21 protein-coding genes are annotated in these 20593 nt (G+C 28.5%); 19 read left to right on the top strand and 2 right to left on the bottom strand.

The window, feature by feature from the left end:
* Positions 1-380 precede the first annotated feature (380 nt).
* Positions 381-710, top strand: coding sequence for a hypothetical protein (locus P4S50_RS12025; RefSeq protein WP_277731033.1), 330 nt, complete (start codon positions 381-383; stop codon positions 708-710).
* Between the two features lie 90 nt (positions 711-800).
* Here the strand turns inward: P4S50_RS12025 and P4S50_RS12020 are convergent, their stop codons facing one another.
* Together P4S50_RS12020 and P4S50_RS12015 are read right to left on the bottom strand one after the other, a co-directional pair.
* The gene (locus P4S50_RS12020) at positions 801-1283 is read right to left on the bottom strand and encodes a DUF1097 domain-containing protein (protein WP_277731032.1); all 483 of its coding nucleotides are present in this window, start codon (positions 1281-1283) and stop codon (positions 801-803) included.
* Between the two features lie 290 nt (positions 1284-1573).
* On the bottom strand, positions 1574-3382 hold the full coding sequence (locus tag P4S50_RS12015; RefSeq protein WP_277731031.1) for an Rqc2 family fibronectin-binding protein: 1809 nt from the start codon (positions 3380-3382) through the stop codon (positions 1574-1576).
* A gap of 190 nt (positions 3383-3572) precedes the next feature.
* Here P4S50_RS12015 and dapF point away from each other — a divergent pair, with 190 nt between their 5' ends.
* The 18 genes from dapF to P4S50_RS11925 all read left to right on the top strand — a co-directional run bounded on the left by dapF (position 3573) and on the right by P4S50_RS11925 (position 20577).
* Complete coding sequence (dapF, locus tag P4S50_RS12010) at positions 3573-4403, top strand: diaminopimelate epimerase (RefSeq protein ID WP_277734731.1); 831 nt, start codon at positions 3573-3575, stop codon at positions 4401-4403.
* A complete protein-coding gene (locus P4S50_RS12005) occupies positions 4404-5285 on the top strand; it encodes a YicC/YloC family endoribonuclease (protein ID WP_277731030.1) in 882 nt (293 codons plus the stop codon). It begins immediately after the preceding gene.
* A gap of 11 nt (positions 5286-5296) precedes the next feature.
* Positions 5297-5566, top strand: a complete 270-nt coding sequence (remA, locus tag P4S50_RS12000; RefSeq protein WP_277731029.1) for an extracellular matrix/biofilm regulator RemA — start codon at positions 5297-5299, stop codon at positions 5564-5566.
* 14 nt (positions 5567-5580) lie between these two features.
* Complete coding sequence (gene gmk / locus P4S50_RS11995; RefSeq protein ID WP_277731028.1) at positions 5581-6195, top strand: guanylate kinase; 615 nt, start codon at positions 5581-5583, stop codon at positions 6193-6195.
* Position 6196: 1 nt separating this feature from the next.
* Positions 6197-6451 (top strand): DNA-directed RNA polymerase subunit omega, encoded by a 255-nt coding sequence (gene rpoZ, locus P4S50_RS11990; protein WP_277731027.1) that lies wholly within the window; start codon positions 6197-6199, stop codon positions 6449-6451.
* A gap of 3 nt (positions 6452-6454) precedes the next feature.
* Complete coding sequence (gene coaBC, locus P4S50_RS11985) at positions 6455-7651, top strand: bifunctional phosphopantothenoylcysteine decarboxylase/phosphopantothenate--cysteine ligase CoaBC (RefSeq protein WP_277731026.1); 1197 nt, start codon at positions 6455-6457, stop codon at positions 7649-7651.
* Positions 7652-7720: 69 nt separating this feature from the next.
* Positions 7721-10180: a primosomal protein N' gene (gene priA / locus P4S50_RS11980; RefSeq protein ID WP_277731025.1), complete on the top strand. Its 2460-nt coding sequence runs from the start codon at positions 7721-7723 to the stop codon at positions 10178-10180.
* An 11-nt stretch (positions 10181-10191) separates the two neighbouring features.
* Positions 10192-10644 (top strand): peptide deformylase, encoded by a 453-nt coding sequence (def, locus tag P4S50_RS11975; protein ID WP_277731024.1) that lies wholly within the window; start codon positions 10192-10194, stop codon positions 10642-10644.
* A gap of 17 nt (positions 10645-10661) precedes the next feature.
* A complete protein-coding gene (gene fmt, locus P4S50_RS11970) occupies positions 10662-11594 on the top strand; it encodes a methionyl-tRNA formyltransferase (protein ID WP_277731023.1) in 933 nt (310 codons plus the stop codon).
* Position 11595: 1 nt separating this feature from the next.
* Entirely contained in the window at positions 11596-12345 is a 750-nt protein-coding gene (locus P4S50_RS11965) for a DUF116 domain-containing protein (RefSeq protein ID WP_277731022.1), read from the top strand.
* A gap of 1 nt (position 12346) precedes the next feature.
* The gene (locus P4S50_RS11960) at positions 12347-13039 is read left to right on the top strand and encodes a zinc metallopeptidase (protein WP_277731021.1); all 693 of its coding nucleotides are present in this window, start codon (positions 12347-12349) and stop codon (positions 13037-13039) included.
* Between the two features lie 202 nt (positions 13040-13241).
* Positions 13242-14573, top strand: a complete 1332-nt coding sequence (gene rsmB, locus P4S50_RS11955) for a 16S rRNA (cytosine(967)-C(5))-methyltransferase RsmB (RefSeq protein WP_277731020.1) — start codon at positions 13242-13244, stop codon at positions 14571-14573.
* A gap of 8 nt (positions 14574-14581) precedes the next feature.
* Positions 14582-15622, top strand: a complete 1041-nt coding sequence (rlmN, locus tag P4S50_RS11950) for a dual-specificity RNA methyltransferase RlmN (RefSeq protein ID WP_277731019.1) — start codon at positions 14582-14584, stop codon at positions 15620-15622.
* A gap of 41 nt (positions 15623-15663) precedes the next feature.
* Entirely contained in the window at positions 15664-16410 is a 747-nt protein-coding gene (locus P4S50_RS11945) for a Stp1/IreP family PP2C-type Ser/Thr phosphatase (protein WP_277731018.1), read from the top strand.
* Positions 16411-16433: 23 nt separating this feature from the next.
* Positions 16434-18374 carry a Stk1 family PASTA domain-containing Ser/Thr kinase gene (gene pknB / locus P4S50_RS11940; protein ID WP_277731017.1) on the top strand — a complete coding sequence of 647 codons (1941 nt, stop codon included), beginning with the start codon at positions 16434-16436 and terminating at the stop codon, positions 18372-18374.
* A gap of 12 nt (positions 18375-18386) precedes the next feature.
* Entirely contained in the window at positions 18387-19271 is an 885-nt protein-coding gene (gene rsgA, locus P4S50_RS11935) for a ribosome small subunit-dependent GTPase A (RefSeq protein ID WP_277731016.1), read from the top strand.
* Between the two features lie 2 nt (positions 19272-19273).
* Complete coding sequence (rpe, locus tag P4S50_RS11930) at positions 19274-19930, top strand: ribulose-phosphate 3-epimerase (RefSeq protein ID WP_277731015.1); 657 nt, start codon at positions 19274-19276, stop codon at positions 19928-19930.
* Positions 19931-19941: 11 nt separating this feature from the next.
* On the top strand, positions 19942-20577 hold the full coding sequence (locus P4S50_RS11925) for a thiamine diphosphokinase (RefSeq protein WP_277731014.1): 636 nt from the start codon (positions 19942-19944) through the stop codon (positions 20575-20577).
* Positions 20578-20593 lie beyond the last annotated feature (16 nt).

The following is a 20593-nucleotide window of genomic DNA, read 5'->3' as shown; positions in this document are numbered from 1 at the left end:
ATAACGAATAGGAAATTATATTCTTTTTTTAATTGCGGTTGAGCGGAAAATGAGGGGCATTGAAATACCGCTACTTAGTCAACCTTTTAATAAAACTAAAGGTTGTGTCTTATTAAATATCCTAAAACTTTTTAAACTCCCTATGGTCAGACAAAAAAGTTTTTTAACGGATATTTAAACGTCACAATCTAAGTTTTATGGTAAAAGGTTAACCAAAAGTAGCTAACATTTTAATGACCCTCATTTTTGAATTTGAGCACTTAGAGTTTGTGTGATTTATATTTACGATATGTATAATACAAATTAGAAAAAGGTGATTTATGATATAATTGTAATGTATTTCATGTGAAGGAGGAGATATTATCAAAGAAAATAAATATATGCTTATATCATCGTTATTATTATCTTTTTCAATAATTTTTAGTAGCATTTACATTGGGAATGTAGTAAAAATATCTAATTTATCTAAACATGATGTTAATAAAGAAGTTATTACATCTGAACTACTGTCCATGGAAGAAACCGCAGAATATCTTAAAATATCGGTACCGGATTTTAGGGTGATTCTAGAAAAAGAAAGAGATGAAAGAGAAGGCGTAAGTGTCTATTCAAGTAATACATTTATTGAATATATAGATTTAAATGGTAGAAGGTATTATAGTAAGAAACAAATTGATAAATGGATAGAGCATAATCTGTATAACAAATAGTAAATATATTTGTAGTTACTTAAATTTCATACAAATGAAATCTAGGTAACTACTTTTTGATTTTATTATTATTTTTATAATATGCAAACTTTAAGAAACTTTTTCCATGGCTGAATCAGAACTTTTTATTTTAGTAACCAAAAGACTAGTCTTATCAGATATATAACCTAAAATAGCACCACATAATAATCCTATAGCTGCCATTTTGAAATCTCCGTTTAAGGCAAATGTTATGAAGCAACCTATAAAATTACAAGGTACACATGAAAATATCTTAAATCTAGATTGATAAATTAATGCAAATGTTGCTACTCCGCATGTAAGTAGGTTTGTAACTATAGGAACATCTATTAAAGAGCTTATATAAATTGTAACAGTTGCCCAAAATATACCACTTAAGTTACATGAATAGGATTTAATCATCTTTTTGATGGAATCGGTTTCATCTGTTATACAAAAACTAGTCCAACCAGCAAAACCTACCCATATAAATATTCCTCCTAAAGAGCTTATATTAGACCAAGTAAAGGCTATAATCGCTGAAAATAAAGAAGCTAAGAATAATTCAATCATAATAACCATCCTTTCTACAATAAATATATTAGGAAAATATATTATAACAACAAAATACAAAGGAAGTAAAGAAAATTCTGAATTTAGAGAATAATATACAAAAATATAAATGATATACAAAAAATCCGTATAAAGGAATAGAATTTAAAAAGTGGTATTTTAATGTGAAAATATATGATTATAGGAGTTAGTTAGATACTAAAATTGACAAAATAAATGGCATCAAAATACTTAATGCATAAGCGGTATTTTGATGCCATTTATTTTGGGATTAAGAACATGATTTTGATTTAATTATCCTCAGAAGCTATTTCAACATGATTTTGTATTTTAACTATTTCTTCCTCAAGAGGAGTTACATACATAGTACTATTAGTCTCATAAATAACCATTCCTGGTTTTGCTCCACTAGGTTTTTTAACATTTTTCTTCAATGTATAATCAACAGGAACCTTAGAAGACATTTTACCTTTGCTGTAATAAGCAGCAAGCATCGCAGCTTCAAATATAGTAGATTCAGGAATCTCTCCACCTTCAGACCTTATGATAACATGAGATCCTGGTATGTCCTTAGTATGAAGCCACATATCGTTGTTTGTAGCCATTTTTAAAGTTAAATAATCATTTTGTTTGTTGTTCTTACCAACGAATACTTTAAATCCATCTGAAGATAAGAACTCGTAAGGAGCAGTTTTTAAAATATTTTTTTCTTTATTTTTTTTACCTTTATCTTTAACTTTTCCTTTTACATAACCTACTTTAATAAGCTCTTCTTTTATTTCATCTAGTTCATCTATACTTTCACAGTTCGTTATACTTAACATTATATTTTCAAGATAGTTTATTTCTTCTTGAGTTATTTTAAGTTGCTCAGTTATTTCAATTAAAGCATGTTTAAGCTTGTTGTATTTTTTAAAATATTTCTGAGCGTTTTCAGAAGGAGTAAGTCTCTTGTCTAGTCTTATAGTTACATTCTCACTATTAGGATTATAAAAATTAGCCACTTCAACTTCATCCATGCCCTTTTGTATCATATATATATAAGCGGTTATAAGTTCACCATTTATCTTATATTTATCTGCATTTTTAGATTCTAATAATTCTTCATTTTGTTTTTTAGATTTTTTGTATAGTCTGTCTAATTTATTAGAGATACTTTTTCTAAGACTTTGAGATTTTTGATGTATTCTTTCTTTAACATCTTTTTCTAGATAATAAGTTTCAAGTATAACATTAATACTATCATTTTCTATAAAAGAATAATGATTAAACATCGTAAGCTTTATACAACTAAAATCTATAATCTTATTTAATCTTTTATCAATAGCTATACAAGGAAAGAAAATATTATTTTTTATTTGGTTAAACAATCTATTGAAGATTTCATATAGTGATGCGAAATCATTTTTGTTCATGTGGTTTATATTAATATCCATATCTAACTTAGCTCTAATACAAATTTCTTTAGCCACAACAGGACTAATACCCTCAAATGAAGAATAGATTGATTTATATAATTCAGGTTTAGAAGAATTTAAAAGTGTGTCAATAAATGTTTTTTCATCTATAGTATTCACTGGATTTAGTTTATTTTGAGATGGTGGATTTATGTATTTTTGACCTGGAAGAACTTGTCTATATCTGCTTACACTAAGTGGTACTCTTTTAATAGAATCAAGTACTTTATTTTCTTCATTATCTACTAGTATTATATTGCTATGTCTTCCCATTATCTCTATTATTAAATCTTTTGATTTTCTTATTTTAAGTTCATCTAAAGATTCTATAGTTATTTTTATTATTCTTTCAAAACCGGGCTGCTCTATTTTTATTATTCTTCCGTTTTGTATATGTTTTCTAAGGAGCATACAAAACAGGGGTGCTTTTATAGGATTTTTTTTGTTATGAGAGTTTGTAGTGTAAACTCTAGGGTTTGAGCTGTTAGCACTTATCAATAATTTATAATTAGTATTGTTACTTCTTATATTAAAAAGAAGTTCATCGTCTTCAGGTTGATATATCTTATCTATTTTACCATCTACTAATTGAGATGAAAGTTCTTTAACTAATGAATTTATAACTAATCCATCTAATGCCATTATAATACCTCGCCTTCATGTTTATTTAAATATATACTCTTATTAGTATATCTCATAAAATTATACAAATACAAGTTAATAGTTGTATGATTATCGTCTAAATGTTACAAAATCGTAATATTTAGACGGTAATTTGTTTATTTTAATGAAAATTAATATATAATAACTTTTTAAGGGGGTAAATTCGATGATTAAATTTTGGAAATTACATGGAGCTGGAAATGATTTTATAGCAGTAGATGGGGAACAATATTTTATAAATGATTATTCTAAATTTGCAAAACATGTTTGCCACAGACATTTTGGAATAGGGGCAGATGGAATTTTAGTTTATAAAAAACCAGATGATGCAGATGCTCAAATGGTTTACTATAATTCAGATGGTTCAATAGGTGCTATGTGTGGAAATGGAATAAGATGTTTTTCAAAATTCATATATGATAATAAACTTGTAGATAAAACAGAGTTTACAGTAAAAACCCTAGATGGAATAAAGTATATTAAAATAGAACTTAAAGACAATGAAATAAAAAGTATAAAAGTAGATATGGGAAAAGTAAACTTTGATCCAAAGGCTGTACCTGTAATTACTAACAAGGATATTTTTATCAATGAAAAAGTAGATATAAATGGTATGAGTATCAATATATCATCTATATTAATAGGAGTACCTCATACCGTGGTATTTGTAGATAAAATAGATAAAGAATTCATATTAAATTATGGTCCAAAAATCGAAAAGTTAGATATCTTTCCTCAAAAAACTAATGTAAATTTTGTTCAAGTTATTGATGAAGATAATATAAAAGTGTTTACTTGGGAAAGAGGTTGTGGATATACACTTGCATGTGGAACAGGAATATGTTCATCTGTTGCAGTATGTAGATATTTAGGATTAGTATCACAAAAAGTTAATGTAGAATCAGAAGGTGGAAAGCTATTTATAGAGCTTACTGACGATACAGTTTATATGAATGGACCTGCTGTTAAAATATGCGAAGGATTATTGGAGGTTAATTAAATGGCAATTAGTATGACTGGATTTGGTAGAGGCGAAAATAGTAATGAAAAATTTAATTTTACTATTGAAGCTAAAAGTGTAAATCATAAGTATACAGATATAAGTGTTAAAATTCCAAGAAAAATATCTTTCTTAGAAGAAAATGTAAGAAAACTTGCAAAAAATTATGTAAAAAGAGGTAGAGTGGATATATTTGTAAGATACGAAATAATAGGAGAATCTGATGTTAATTTGAAGCTAGACTCTAATCTTGCAGCGCAGTATTATAACGAACTTATGAAAATAAAGAGTGAGTTTGATGTAAAAGACGATATATCTGTTATGAGCATAGCTAAATTCCCAGAAGTAATAAAAATAGAAGAAAAAGAAGATGATGAAAAAGCTACATGGAACTGCTTAAAGCAAGCAGTTGAAAATGCTCTTATAAACTTGAAAGATATGAGAGAGGTAGAAGGTGAAAGACTTGCACAAGATATTAAATCAAGATGCAATCTTTTAGAAAAATGTATTGATGAAATAGAAAAAAATTCATATAATGTAGTTGCTGAATATAAGGATAAGCTAGAAAATAGGATAAAAGAATTGCTTAAGGATTCTATTGAAATAGATGAAACTAGACTATCACAAGAAGTTGCTATCTATGCTGATAAAAGCAGCATAACAGAAGAACTAGTTAGATTTAAAAGCCATATAAAACAGATTGAAAAAAATATAGACTTAAATGATTTAATAGGTAGAAAAATAGATTTCCTAATTCAAGAAATGAATAGAGAAGTAAACACAATAGGCTCTAAGTCTTCAGATTTAAAAATAACTGAGCTTGTAGTTGAAATAAAAAGCGAATTAGAGAAAATTAGGGAGCAAATTCAAAACATAGAATAGGAGAAATACAAATGGGAATAAAACTTATAAATATAGGATTTGGAAATATAGTTTCAGCAAATAAAATAATAGCTATAGTTAGCCCTGAATCTGCTCCTATAAAAAGAATGATCCAAGAGTCAAGAGAAAAACATATGCTTATAGATGCTACATATGGTAGAAGAACTAGGGCTGTAGTTATAACAGATAGTCAACATATAATTCTTTCTGCTGTTCAGCCAGAAACAGTGGCACATAGACTTGAATTAAAAGAAGAGAATAATAATAATCACGAAGAATAGGAAGGAAGATACAAATGAATAGAGAAGGACTTTTAATAGTAGTTTCAGGTCCATCTGGAGCTGGAAAAGGAACTATATGCAAAGAACTTTTAAGTAGAAATGAAGATATACATCTTTCTGTTTCTGCTACAACTAGGAAGCCAAGACAAGGTGAAGTAGATGGAATTAACTATCATTTTATATCTAAAGAGAAATTTGAAAATATGATAGATAACGACGAGTTTTTAGAGTGGGCTAAAGTGTATGATAATTTCTATGGAACTCCAAAGCAAGCAGTACTTGATACTTTAAGTAAAGGTCAAAATGTTTTACTTGAAATAGATATACAAGGAGCTATGAGTGTAAAGGATAGATATCCAACTGGAGTATTCGTTTTTATACTTCCTCCATCATTAGATGAATTGAAAAATAGAATAGTAAAAAGAGGAACAGAAACTGAAGCAGATATTAATAAAAGATTTGGAAGTGCTATATTTGAAATAGAGAAGATTGAAAACTATCACTATTTTATAATGAATAAAGATGTTGATAAATCAACTAGTGAACTTGAAAATATAATCAATGCAGAGAAAAACAAAGTATGTAGATACAAAAATAATATAATAAAGAAATTTAAGGAGGAATTATAATATGTTATATCCATCAATAAACGATCTTTTAAAGAAGATAGATAATAGATACAACTTAGTAATAGCGGTATCTAAGAGAGCTAGAAATTTAATCGAAGGTGAAGAAGAATTAGTAAAAACAAAAGAAGTAAAACCTGTTGACATAGCAACTCAAGAAGTATATGAAGATAAAATAAACTATAGACCTATGACTGCTGAAGAAATAGAAAATGAAGGAAAAGAAGAAGTTGTAGAAGAACAAAAAATAGAGGAGTAAAAAATGTTGAATTCAAAGAATATAGTAGTTGGGGTATCAGGTGGAATAGCTGCATATAAAGCATGTGATATTGTGAGTAGATTAAAGAAATTAAATGCCAATGTAAAGGTTATAATGACAAAATCAGCTGCAGAATTTGTAACGCCGTTGACATTCCAATCTCTAAGCCAGAATTTTGTGGTTGTAGATATGTTTGATGAATTAAAAACATGGGATGTTGAACATATATCATTGGCACAGTGGGCTGATTTATTTTTAATAGCCCCTGCAACTGCCAATATAATAGGTAAGATATCTAATGGAATAGCAGATGATATGTTATCTACTACTGTTATGGCTACAAAAGCTCAAGTTTTGATAGCACCTGCTATGAATACTAATATGTATGAAAATAAAATAGTTCAAAATAATATATCAAAACTTAGCCAACTTGGATTTAAATTTGTTGAGCCTGAATCAGGAAGGTTGGCTTGTGGAGATATAGGCAAAGGCAAACTTGCTTCTCCTGAGGCAATAGTTGAGCAGGTTAGTAGTATTTTGACATTAGAACAAGACTTAACAGATAAAAATATATTGATAACAGCTGGACCTACTATAGAAAATATAGATCCTGTAAGATATATAACTAATAGGTCAAGTGGGAAGATGGGTTATTCAATAGCTAGAAAGGCTATTGAAAGAGGCGCTAATGTAACGTTGATATCTGGAAAGACAAGCCTTGATATACCTAATGGAGTGTCTGAATTTATACAGGTAGAATCAGCTAAACAAATGTATGAGGCTGTTGTAGATAATTTAGATAAAAATGATATTATAATAAAATCGGCTGCTGTTGCTGATTATAAACCTAAGAATATATCTGATATAAAAATTAAGAAATCTGATGATGATTTAATTATAGAATTAGATAGAAATAAAGATATATTGAAGGAAATAGGAAAAATAAAAAAAGATAAAATATTAGTGGGATTTGCAGCGGAGACAAATGATCTAATTCAAAATGCTAAGAAGAAAATAGAAAAGAAAAATCTAGACTTTATAGTGGCAAATGATTTAACTCAAGAAGGAGCAGGTTTTGGGGTTGACACTAATATAGTTAAAATAATAGATAAAAATGGAAACATACAAGAGTATCCTAAAATGAAAAAATATGAATTGTCTAATGTTATATTAGATAGAGTAAAGATGTTATCAAAATAGTTATTTTATAAAAGTCCTATATTATTTTAAATAATATTGGACTTTTATATTATAAAGTGGGTGTAGTTTATGGAGAAATATGCAAAAATTATAGTCAATAATAATTCTAGTCATACAGATGAACTTTATACTTATAAGATTCCTGAATTTTTAATTGATGAAGTACAAATAGGACATAGAGTTTTAATAAGCTTTGGTAGAACTAACAAGCCCATAGAAGGATTTGTATTTGATATGTCACCTAATAAAGACGGAGATTTTAGAGTAAAAGAAGTTGTGGATATATTGGATAAAGACCCTATACTCAAGAAAAGAGATGTAGAACTTGTAAAGTGGATGAGAGAAGAATATATATGCACATTTATGGATGCTATAAACTGTATATATCCTAAGGGAATTAGACTTACCAATTACAAGATTGTAAAATTAATATCTTGTGAATATGATAGTATTAGCTCAAAAGAACAAATTTTAATAGATGAAATAAAGAATAATAAAAATGAAATGAAGATAGACAAGCTAGTAACTAAATTTGGGAAGAGCATAAACAATACTATAAAGAAATTAAAAGATAAAAGAGTATTAGATATCCACTGGGAATATAAGAGTATAAAAAATGAAAAATATATTCAAAATATAAGTTTGAATGTTGAATCAGATATAGATGATTTGATAGAATCATTAAATAAAAAAAGAGCATTTAAGCAAGCAGAGATTATAAGGTTTTTAAAGGATAATAAAAATGCCGAAATAAATGATGTTATGAGTATATTAAGTATAACTAAAAGTTCTATAAATTCATTAGAAAAAAAAGGATATATAAATATACAGAAGCTAGATTATTATAGAAAGCCTAAATCAGACTATATAATAAAACAAAAAAACATAGATTTAAATGATGAACAAATGGAGGCTTTAAAAATATTAAAGTCCTCTATTGATGATTATAATAAAATACCGTTTTTACTTCATGGAGTAACTGGGAGCGGTAAGACTGAAGTATATATAAATACAATAAAAGAAGCCTTAATTAAAGGTTTAGATAGTATAGTTTTAGTTCCTGAAATTTCTTTAACACCTCAAACTATAGCAAGGTTTAAAAATAACTTTGGAGATATAATAGCTGTTTTTCATAGTAAACTTTCAAGTGGTGAAAAATATGATGAATATAGGAGGGTCAAAGAAGGTAAAGCCAAAATTATAATAGGTGCAAGGTCTGCCTTGTTTGCTCCTTGTAACAACCTAGGAGTTATAATTATAGATGAATTCCATGAAAACTCTTATAAGTCAGATTCAAACCCAAAATACTCTACTATAGAGGTTGCTAAGTTTATAGCAACAATAGAAAATGCAACATTAATATTTGGGTCTGCAACACCACCGATAGAAGAATATTATAAAGCCCAAATGGGAGAATATGAATTAATTGAGCTTAAAAAAAGGGCGAATAATAAAGAAATGCCTAAAATAGAAGTTGTAGACATGAGAGAAGAATTAGACAAGGGAAATAAAACTATATTTAGTTCAAGGCTATATGAAGCTATAAAAAGCAATCTCGAAAATAATAACCAAACTATACTATTTCTGAACAGAAGAGGATATGCAAGCTTTATATCTTGTAGAAAATGTGGTTACACATTTAAATGTTCAAATTGTGAAATATCACTGACTTATCATAAGGGTATTAATAAAGCAAAATGTCATTACTGTGGCTTTGAAGAGAGAAAGTTAAGCGAGTGTCCAAGTTGTGGTAGTAATTATATAAAAGAGTTTGGCCTAGGGACTCAAAGGATAGAAGAAGAAATAAAAAAATATTTTAAAGATGCTAGAGTTTTAAGAATGGATAAAGATACTACATCTAAAAAAGGATCTCATGAGAAGATATTAAATGAATTTAAAAACAGAAATGCTGATATATTAGTAGGAACTCAGATGATAGGTAAGGGACTTGATTTTGAACATGTAACATTGGTTGGAATTTTATGTGGAGATATGGCTCTTAAAATTCCTGATTTTAGAAGTTCTGAAAAAGCATTTCAAACTATAAGTCAAGTTGCTGGTCGTTCAGGAAGAGCGGATTTAAATGGGAAGGTTATACTTCAAGCTTATGATATAGATCATTATGCAATAAAACATGCTGTAGAACATGATTTTAAAAGCTTTTATAATGATGAAATCAAAATAAGACAGGCTTTTAATTACGTACCATTTGATAATATGATAAGCGTAGTTATATCTGGTAAAAATGAAAAAAAAGTTATAAACAATATACAAAAGCTTTATGATTCTATAGTTTATCTTCTGAGAAAAAAGAACTATAATTCTTTTGACTTTATATTAGGACCAAATCCATGCATTGTATCGAAGATAAATCAAAACTATAGATGGCAAATACTTGTTAAGGATTTAGATGTTGAAATAAAATTGTTAAAGGGTATAATAAAATATATATGTATACAAAAAAGAGAATTTATATTTGATAAGGATATAAATATAAGTATAGATATAAACCCAGTGAATATATTATAGGAGGAATTTAAATGGCACTTAGAAATATAAGAGAAGATGGAGACGCGGTTTTAAGAAAAAAATCTAGAAAAGTTGATAAAATAGATTCTAAGATAATAACATTACTTGATGACATGGTAGAAACTATGAATCATGCAGATGGAGTAGGTCTTGCGGCTCCTCAAGTTGGAATATTAAAAAGAGTAGTAGTTATAGATGTAGGAGATGGAGTAATAGAACTTATAAACCCTGAAATACTTGAGGTATCTGGAACTCAAACTGATGATGAAGGATGCTTAAGTGTACCAGGTAAATTTGGAAAAGTAACTAGACCTGATAATGTAAAGGTTAGAGCTTTTAATAGAAATGGAGAACAATTTGTAATAGAGGGTAAAGGATTATTGGCTAGAGCGTTTTGTCATGAAATTGATCATTTAGAAGGTATTTTATTTACTGATAAGGTAGAAGGTAAACTTCAAGGATAAATAAAGAGGTGAAATAGATGAAAGCAGTATTTATGGGAACACCAGATTTTGCAGTACCATCACTTAAAGCGTTAATAGAAGAAGGGTTTGATGTTGTTGGAGTAGTAACTCAACCAGATAAACCTAAAGGAAGAGGAAAAAAAATGAGTATGCCTGCTGTTAAAGAGGAGGCACTAAAGCATGGAATAGAGGTGTATCAACCTAAAAAAGTTAAGTCTGAGGAATTTGTATCAGTATTAAAGGATATGAATCCAGATGTTATAATAGTTGTTGCGTTTGGACAAATACTTTCAAAAGAAATACTTGATATACCAAAGTTTGGATGTATAAATGTTCATGGATCTTTACTACCAGAGTATAGAGGTGCAGCTCCTATAAATTGGGTTGTTATAAATGGAGAAAAAACTACAGGTATTACAACTATGTATATGGATGAAGGACTTGATACAGGAGATATGATATTAAAATCAAAGCTTGATATAGGGGAAAATGAAACTGCAGGTGAACTTTATGATAGAATGTGTGCACTTGGAGGAAAAGTTTTAAGAGATACTTTAAAATTATTAAAAGAAGGAAATCTTAAAAGAGAAAAGCAAGATGATTCAAAATCTAGCTATGCTCCTATAATGGATAAAAGCCTTGGTAATATAAAATGGGATGATAAATGTGAGAACATATTCAATCTTATAAGAGGAACTAATCCATGGCCAAGTTCATTTACAAAGTACAATGGTGATACTATAAAAATATGGTCATCAAAGGTACTTAATTCAACTTCAGACAAACCTGCTGGTAGCATAATAGATGTAACAGAGGATGGAATTGAAGTATCAACAGGCACTACTAATTTACTTATAAAAGAAATTCAAATGCCTGGTAAAAAGAGAATGCAAGTCAAAGATTATATAAGAGGAAATCAAATAGACAAAACATTAGTACTAGGTGAATGATATGAATAATGAAAAAAAATTCATGTATATAATGAGTGTAATAGCTTTGTTCTTTGCATTAGTATATAAATTGCTAAACTTTGTTATTTATAGCAATGATACACAGTTCGTAAATGTGAGTATTACATTATTAAATATACTGCTTATGATAATAATAACTATAATAATACTATCATCAGTAGTATCTTATATTATTTTAAAAAATAGAAAAATAAATAAGAATATAATGAAAATAAATTTGAATATAGTTAATGTAATGTATCCTCTTGTAATAGTAGCTACTAAAATGTTTAGTATACCTAAAAATGAAATTAGAAGAGTATATGTCATTTTAAACAATAAGTATATATACTCTAATAATTATAATTTAAAAGCTGAGGATATAATGCTTGTAACACCTCACTGTATACAAAAAAACTTTTGCAAACATAAAGTTACAAATGATATAGAAAACTGTAGAAGATGTGGCCAATGTAATGTTGAGGATTTAGTAAAATTAAAGCAAAAATATAATGTAAAGGCTTTTGTGGCAACAGGTGGAACTCTTGCTAGAAAAATAATAATAGAGAATAAACCAAAGGCTGTAATAGCTATTGCTTGTGAGCGAGATTTAATCAGTGGAATACAGGATGTATCTAAGTTTCCTGTAATAGGTATATTGAACAAAAGACCAAATGGACCTTGTTTTAATACAGAAATAGATGTTGAAAAAGTAGAAGGGGCCATTAAATTTTTATTAGGAGGTAATTAGTATGTATCCTTATTATTATGGATTTGACCCAACTATGATTTTATTAATTCCAGCTATGCTACTTGCTGTTTACGCTCAAACTAAGGTTAAAACAACTTTTAATAAATACCTAAGAGTTTATAGTCAAAAAGGGTATACAGGAGCTCAGGTAGCTAGATATATACTAGATAAAAATGGGCTTAGAAATGTAGATATAGAGTTAACTGGAGGAAGACTAAGTGATCACTATGACCCTAGAAGTAAGGTACTAAGACTTTCAAATGATGTGTACCATGGAACTTCTATAGCTTCAGTTTCAGTAGCAGCTCATGAGGTTGGTCATGCTATTCAACATGGAGAAGAATATTTTCCACTTACATTTAGAAATAATTTAGTTCCTATAGTGAATATAAGTTCATCTATGTCTTGGATATTCATAATGTTAGGTTTTTTAGTTACACCTCCATTATTAAAAATAGGTATACTTTTATTTTCTGGTGCTGTATTGTTCCAAGTTGTAACACTTCCAGTTGAATTTAATGCATCATCAAGAGCTATAGATCAATTAGTTACTAATAGTTTAATAACAACTGAAGAAAGAAAATATAGTAAGAAGGTACTGGATGCAGCAGCTCTTACTTATGTAGCAGCAGCAGCTAGTGCAATAATGCAGTTGATTAGATTAGTAATTTTAAGTAACAGTAGAGATGACTAAAAAATAAATCCCATATTATTTTTAAAAATAAAAATAATATGGTTTTTTTATTCTATAGTAAATTATAATATTTTTGTTTTTATGGATAACTCGTTGAAAAAGTTATACTTGCAACTATTTTTGAGCAACGGAGCCTGTAAGGATCGTTGGCGACATGAGTCACCGCGTTAGCGAGTAGACGAATTTTAAAGGAGAGAATAAAATGAAGAGTAGTAGAGAAGTAGCACTTAACGCTATATATGATATAGAAAATAACGGATTATACTCTAACTTAGGAGTGAATAAACATTTAAGAGATAGTAATTTAAAAGATATGGATAGAGGATTTTGTACAGAACTTATATATGGAGTTACTGAAAATAAATATTTCTTAAATTATGTTATAAATAGTTTTTCAAAAATAAAGGCGAAGAAACTATCTCCACATGTTAGAAACATTCTTCAAATGGGAATATATCAGATATTATTTTTAGATAGTACAAAGGATTTTGCAGCTGTAAATGAAAGTGTTAATCTATCTAAAAAATACTGTAAAAAGGCATCAGGTTTTGTTAATGGAGTACTTAGAAATGTTGTTAGAAAGCAAACAGAGATAAAATATCCTGATAAAAATGAAGATATAGTAAAGTACTTATCTATAAAATATTCTTATGAAGAATGGATTATTAAAAACTGGATAAATAAATTTGGACAAGACTTTACTGAGGAACTTGTTGAAGAAAATAATGAAAAACCTGATTTGTATATAAGAACTAATGAACTTAAAATATCAAGAGATGATTTAATTAAAAAGTTAGAGGAGCAAGGTGTAGAATGTGAAGCAGTTAAATTAGTTAAAGAAGCAATAAAGGTAAAGGGCCTTAAAAATATAGAAAATAACGAACTATTTAAAAGGGGATATTATCAAATACAAGATATAAGCTCTATGATAATAGGTCATGTTATAAACCCGAGTGAAGATGATAATATATTAGATGTCTGTTCAGCACCAGGTGGAAAGACTACTCATTTAGCTACATTGATGAAGAATACAGGAAAAGTTGTGGCTAGAGATATATTTGATCATAAGTTAAATCTTATAAAGGAAAACACAAAAAGACTAGGTCTGAATAATGTAGATATTCAAAAATTTGATGCTACGAAATATGACCAAGAGAGTTTGGAAAAATTTGATGCAGTATTAGTTGATGCTCCTTGCTCTGGATTTGGTATAATAAGAAGAAAACCAGAAATAAAATATAAAAAGAAAAAGGATTTAGAGGGTATACCTGAAATTCAGAAAACAATACTTCAAAATAGTTCTAAATATGTAAAAAAAGGTGGATTATTAATATATAGTACATGTACAATAGAAGATAGAGAAAATATAAATATAGTAAATGAATTTTTAAAACTAAATGATGATTATAAGCTTGAACCAATAGAAAATATAAATGTTGATTTAGAAAATCAAGAAGATGGATATATAAAGCTATATCCTAATATACACGGTATGGATGGATTTTTTATAGCTAAATTAAGAAGGATGAGGTAGTGATTTTAATGAACAAGATATGTTTAAAGTCTTTGACTGAAAATGATATGAAGGAATTTATGAAAGAAATAGGAGAAAAGCCATTTAGAGCAAATCAAATTTTTAGCTGGATATATAAGGAGATAGAATCTATAGATGATATGAGAAATATATCTAAGGATTTAAGAAAAAAACTATCAGAAAAATCAAAGCTTGGAAAACTTGAAATATACAAAAAGTTTGAATCTAAAATAGATGGAACTATAAAATATTTGTTTGCACTTGAAGATGGCAACATAATAGAGAGTGTTATGATGAAGTATGAGCACGGAGTATCCGTTTGTATATCAACTCAAGTTGGTTGTAGAATGGGGTGTAATTTCTGTGCATCAACAATAGATGGATTGGAAAGAAATTTACAGTCTTGGGAGATCTTAGATCAAGTTCTTCAAATACAAAAAGATATTAAAACTAGAGTATCAAATATTGTGTTGATGGGAAGTGGGGAGCCTTTTGACAATTTTGAAAATGTCAAAAAATTTTTAGAAATAGTAAATGAGAAAAATGGTCTTAATATAGGGTATAGACATATAACTCTTTCTACTTGTGGTATAGTACCAAAGATATATGAACTTGCTGATATGCAAATTCCTATAAACCTAGCTATATCACTTCATGCAGCAGATGAAAATACTAGAAGAGAGATAATGCCAATAGCAAAATCATATACCATAGATGAAATTATTAAAGCTTGTAAGTATTATATTAAAAAAACCAATAGAAGGATTACATTTGAATATTCACTTATAAAAGGAATAAATGATAGAAAAGAAGATGTAAATCTTTTAGGAAAGAAGCTAAAAGGAATTCTGTGTCATGTGAATTTAATACCTATAAATAAAGTTGAAGAGAGAAGTTATGAAAAACCAGATAAAAATTATGTATATAAATTCAAAGAAAACTTGAAACAAGCTGGAATTAATTGTACTATAAGAAGAGAAATGGGAAGCGATATTAAGGGCGCTTGTGGACAATTGAGAAGAAAGCATTTAAATAAAGGTGAAAAATAAGAAGATAAAACTGTAAGGTCCTTTGATTGGGGTGTGATTTTATGAAGTATCATATTTTATCTGATATAGGAAATAAGAGGAAACAAAATGAAGATTTTTGTGGCTATGAGATAATAGAACACGATAATCAAAATATTGGTGTATTTGCCATAGCAGACGGAATGGGTGGTCATAAAAAAGGAGAAGTAGCTAGTAAATTATCTGTAGAAAATATACTATATTTTTTAAAAAAGAATTTAGTAAATGTAAATTTCGATAACTATATAGAAGTCAAATCTGTATTAAGGCAGGCTTATAAATATGTTAATGCTATAGTGTACAAAACATCTTTATATGAAGAAGAATACAAGGGTATGGGAACTACTCTTACTACTGCTATAATTCATAAAAAAGATTTGTATATAGCAAATATAGGAGATAGTAGCTGCTGTTTATTCACTGATAACGATATAAAAAAAGTTACAAAAGATAATTCTTTAGTTCAAGAACTTATAGATGAAGGTGCTATAACAGAAAAAGAGGCTCTTACTCATCCTCAAAGAAATGTAATAACAAGAGCAATAGGTACAGATGAATTTATAAAAATAGATTTTTATAAAGAAATACTAGAAAAAGACAACAAAATAATACTAGCAACTGATGGTCTTACAAATTCTGTAACTATAGATGAAATGAATAATATATTGATAAGTAACGATAATCTAGAAAAATCTTGTATTGAAATGATAGATATGGCAAAAAAAAATGACAGTAAAGATAATATATCAGTTATATGCATAACAATTTAAACAGAGAGTTGGTGATACAGTTTATGAAGAAGATGCTTAATGATAGGTATGAAATATTAGATAAAATAGGCGATGGAGGAATGGCATTTGTATATAAAGCTAGATGTACTATTTTAAATAGGATTGTAGCTATCAAAGTTTTAAGACCAGAATTTAGTGATGATGAAGAATTTCTTTTGAAATTTAAAAATGAAGCATTAGCATCCGCTGGGCTTACTCATCCTAATATTGTTAATATATACGATGTAGGACAAGATGAAGAGATAAACTATATAGTAATGGAATATGTAGATGGTATGAATCTTAAAGACTTGATAAAGAAAAAAGGAGCACTAGACTATTCTTATGCACTTGATATAATGAAGCAAATAGCTATGGCTTTAAATCAAGCACATAAAAATGGGATAGTACATAGAGATATAAAGCCTCACAATATTTTGATATCACAAGATAATGTAGCGAAGGTTGCAGATTTTGGTATAGCAAAAGCTACTACTAGTTCAACTATAACAGTAGTTGGAAATGTAATAGGATCTGTACATTACTTTTCACCTGAACAAGCTAGAGGCGGATATATAGATAAAACTTCAGATCTTTATTCACTTGGAATAGTACTTTATGAAATGGTAACAGGAAAAGTTCCGTTTAAAGGAGATACACCTGTAAATATAGCTTTAAAGCACATAAATGAAAATATAGATTTTGAAAAAGATATACCAAAAGATATACCAAAAGATATAAAAGGTTTATTATACAAATTAACTCAAAAAAAACAATCAGATAGATATCAAAGTGCATATGAATTGATAAATGATATAGAGCATATTGAAAATAATATAGAACTTGATTTTGAAGAAGATTATGAGCTTTATCATACACAAAAATTAAACATTTTAAATGAAGAATTAAAAACTAGTATACCTAAACAACTGGAAGAAGAAGGTGTTAATACAAATATGAGAAGAAAATCTAAAGATAAAATTAATAATAAGAAGAAATTGACTATTTTGGGGATTTTATTGGCTCTTATACTGTCTCTTTCAATTGTATTTGTGGCATATAACTTGAAGGGTTTCTTTATTACAAAAAATTATGAAATGATAGACTTTGAAAATGCTACACTAGAAGATGCTACTAATCGACTTGAAGCAATAGGTGTTAGTGTTCAAGTTAGAAAAGAATTATACGACTCATCAGTAGAAAAAAATCATATAATAAGCCAAGTTCCAAGTGCAGGAAGTTCTATTAAAAAAGGGCAAACTGTTAAATTTGATGTAAGTAAAGGTGGAGAACCTGTAACTGTTCCTAATGTAGTTAGAAAAACACTTGAGAGTGTAGAAGATATATTAAAAGAAAGTGATTTAAAAGAAGGAGTTATAGACTATGAGTTTAGCTCGTTACCTGAGGGTACTATAATAAGTCAAAAGCCAAGAGCTTTTACAGAAGTAGAACAAGGAACTGGTATAGACTTTATAGTAAGTAAGGGAGAAGAAGTTAAATTAGTTAAGGTACCAAACGTAGTTGGCAAAACTCTGGAAGATGCTAGAATATTACTAGTTGAACTAGGAATAGGAAAGATAAAATATGAAGAAAATAAGGATAAAAAAGAAGGTGTTATACTGAGTCAAAGTCTAAAAGGTGGACAGCATGTAGAGGAAGGTAAAAAAATAGACTTAACAGTGAATGAGTATAAGGAAGAAGAAGTAGTGGAAGAAGAACCTTCTAAGAAAGTTATAGAGAAGCAAATATCATTTGCATTATCAGAAGAAGAAGAAACTGTAAAGGTTGTAGTGAAAGAAAAAGGAAAAAATGGTTCAAAGAATATATACAATAAGACTATAGATATACAAAAATCAGGAAATATGATATCAGTTCCAATTGAAGGCTATGAAGGAGAAACAAAAGAATATGAAATATATGTAGATGATGCTTTTTATGCTAAGACAACGGCTGAATTTAAATAAAAGGAGAAAATTATGTTAAGTGGTATGATAATAAAGGGTATAGGTGGTTTTTATTATATAGATACAAGTGAAGGTATATATGAATGTAAGGCTAGAGGCATATTCAGAAAGAAGAAAATAACTCCACTTGTAGGCGATATAGTAGATATATCTGTAGTAAATGAAGAAGAAAAAAAAGGCGTAATAGAGGATATTAAAAAAAGGGAAAGTGAATTAATAAGACCTCCTATAGCCAATATAAACAAGGCCATAATAGTATTTAGTATCAAAAATCCACAACCTCATTTTTCGCTTCTAGATAGATTTATAGTCTTGGCTGAAAAAGAAGGTTTAGAGGTAGTTATAGTTATTAATAAAATAGATTTAGATGAAGAACTAGAATATGAAAATGTGAAAAAAGTATATAATAATGCAGGGTATAAAGTAATACCTATAAGCACAAAAAAAGATATCAACATACAACTGGTAAAAGATGAACTAAAAGACAGTATAGTAGTATTTGCTGGACCATCTGGAGTTGGAAAATCTAGTCTTTTAAATAAAATAGATTCAAATTTAAGTCTCGAAACTGGAAGTATAAGTGAAAAGATAAAAAGAGGAAAGCATACAACAAGATATGCACAGCTTCTAAAGTTAGAAGATGGTGGTATGGTTGCTGATACACCTGGATTTAGTTCTTTAACATTAGACTCTATAGAACCACAAGACTTAAAAGATTATTTTATAGAATTTGATGATTATGCTGATGATTGTAAGTTTTACAGAAACTGTCTGCATGAGAACGAGCCAAATTGTGCAGTTAAGAATGCTCTTGAAGAAGGAAAAATAACTAATCAAAGATATGAAAGTTACTTACAACTATTAAATGAAATAAGAAAAAAAAATAGGAGGTACTAAATATGATAAAATTAGCCCCATCAATACTTTCGGCGGATTTTGCAAGATTACTAGAGGATATTAAAAAGGTAGAAAATGCAGGGTGTGAGTATTTACACATAGACGTAATGGATGGACATTTTGTGCCTAATATTACACTAGGACCTGGTATAGTGAAAAGTTTGAGAAAAGATGTAGATATGGTATTTGATGTTCATCTTATGATTGAGAACCCTGATAATTATATACAGGATTTTGTAAATGCTGGTGCAGATATAATAACAGTACATCAAGAAGCATGTACACACCTTCATAGAACAGTACAAAATATAAAATCAATGGGTGTTAAGGCTTGTGTATCGTTAAATCCTGCAACTCCTGTTGAAACTATAAAGCATGTCATAGATGAACTTGATATGGTTCTTATAATGACTGTTAATCCTGGATTTGGAGGACAATCATTCATAGAAGGTATGACAGATAAAATAAAAGAGGTTAGAGATCTTGCTAATGAGAGAAATCTTAACATTGAAATACAAGTTGATGGAGGAATGAAGCCAAGTAATGTTCATAAGGCTGTAGCGGCTGGTGCAGATGTTATTGTTGCAGGATCTGCTATATTCGGTAGTGATGATATAAATAAGACAGTACAAGAGTTTAGATCAAACTCAGTGCTTTAGGAAGTGATGTATTGAAGTCTTTAATAATAGCAAATGGAAGTATAAGTAACTATGATTTTTATAAAGATATAATAGATCAATATGATTGCATAATATGTGCTGATGGAGCATCTAATCATGCATATAATATGAATATAAATCCAGATATTATAATAGGGGACCTTGATTCTATAGATGATAAAGTAAAAAAACACTTTATAGATAAGAATATAAGGTTTAATGAATTTCCATCTAAAAAAGACAAAACAGATACCGAAATATGTATAGATTATGCCATACATATAGGATCAAAAGAAATAGACTTTATAGGCGTTTTAGGGACTCGTATGGATCATTCCCTTGCTAATATAAATCTTTTGTATTCTCTTTTGAAAAGAGGTATTAAAGCAAGCGTAATAAATGAAAATAATGAAATACATATAACTGATGATAAGATACAAATTGCAGGAAATAAAGGAGATATTGTATCTGTTATACCAATACATTCAGATGTACTAGGAGTTACTTTAAAGGGTCTTGAATATCCTCTTGAAAACTTTGACCTAGGGTTTGCAACATCAAGGGGAATATCAAACATCCTAGTAGATGATAAATGCGAAGTAAGTATTAAAAGTGGATGTGTGTTGGTTATAAAGGCTAGAGATTAATAATTATAAAAAAATA

Origin of the sequence: Tepidibacter hydrothermalis (assembly GCF_029542625.1) — a bacterium.
Classification (GTDB): domain Bacteria; phylum Bacillota; class Clostridia; order Peptostreptococcales; family Peptostreptococcaceae; genus Tepidibacter_A; species Tepidibacter_A hydrothermalis.
The sequence above is the reverse complement of the archived record's forward strand: the minus strand, read 5'-3'. Positions and strand labels throughout refer to the sequence as shown.

Coding starts and splice junctions, on each gene's coding strand:
- gmk (WP_277731028.1), top strand. CDS start 5,581: ATGAATAGAGAAGGACTTTTAATAGTAGTTTCAGGTCCATCTGGAGCT.
- priA (WP_277731025.1), top strand. CDS start 7,721: ATGGAGAAATATGCAAAAATTATAGTCAATAATAATTCTAGTCATACA.
- def (WP_277731024.1), top strand. CDS start 10,192: ATGGCACTTAGAAATATAAGAGAAGATGGAGACGCGGTTTTAAGAAAA.
- P4S50_RS11945 (WP_277731018.1), top strand. CDS start 15,664: ATGAAGTATCATATTTTATCTGATATAGGAAATAAGAGGAAACAAAAT.
- coaBC (WP_277731026.1), top strand. CDS start 6,455: ATGTTGAATTCAAAGAATATAGTAGTTGGGGTATCAGGTGGAATAGCT.
- rsmB (WP_277731020.1), top strand. CDS start 13,242: ATGAAGAGTAGTAGAGAAGTAGCACTTAACGCTATATATGATATAGAA.
- P4S50_RS11960 (WP_277731021.1), top strand. CDS start 12,347: ATGTATCCTTATTATTATGGATTTGACCCAACTATGATTTTATTAATT.
- P4S50_RS12020 (WP_277731032.1), bottom strand. CDS start 1,283: ATGATTGAATTATTCTTAGCTTCTTTATTTTCAGCGATTATAGCCTTT.
- pknB (WP_277731017.1), top strand. CDS start 16,434: ATGAAGAAGATGCTTAATGATAGGTATGAAATATTAGATAAAATAGGC.
- remA (WP_277731029.1), top strand. CDS start 5,297: ATGGGAATAAAACTTATAAATATAGGATTTGGAAATATAGTTTCAGCA.
- fmt (WP_277731023.1), top strand. CDS start 10,662: ATGAAAGCAGTATTTATGGGAACACCAGATTTTGCAGTACCATCACTT.
- P4S50_RS12005 (WP_277731030.1), top strand. CDS start 4,404: ATGGCAATTAGTATGACTGGATTTGGTAGAGGCGAAAATAGTAATGAA.
- P4S50_RS12015 (WP_277731031.1), bottom strand. CDS start 3,382: ATGGCATTAGATGGATTAGTTATAAATTCATTAGTTAAAGAACTTTCA.
- P4S50_RS11965 (WP_277731022.1), top strand. CDS start 11,596: ATGAATAATGAAAAAAAATTCATGTATATAATGAGTGTAATAGCTTTG.
- rpe (WP_277731015.1), top strand. CDS start 19,274: ATGATAAAATTAGCCCCATCAATACTTTCGGCGGATTTTGCAAGATTA.
- rsgA (WP_277731016.1), top strand. CDS start 18,387: ATGTTAAGTGGTATGATAATAAAGGGTATAGGTGGTTTTTATTATATA.
- P4S50_RS12025 (WP_277731033.1), top strand. CDS start 381: ATGCTTATATCATCGTTATTATTATCTTTTTCAATAATTTTTAGTAGC.
- rpoZ (WP_277731027.1), top strand. CDS start 6,197: ATGTTATATCCATCAATAAACGATCTTTTAAAGAAGATAGATAATAGA.
- rlmN (WP_277731019.1), top strand. CDS start 14,582: ATGAACAAGATATGTTTAAAGTCTTTGACTGAAAATGATATGAAGGAA.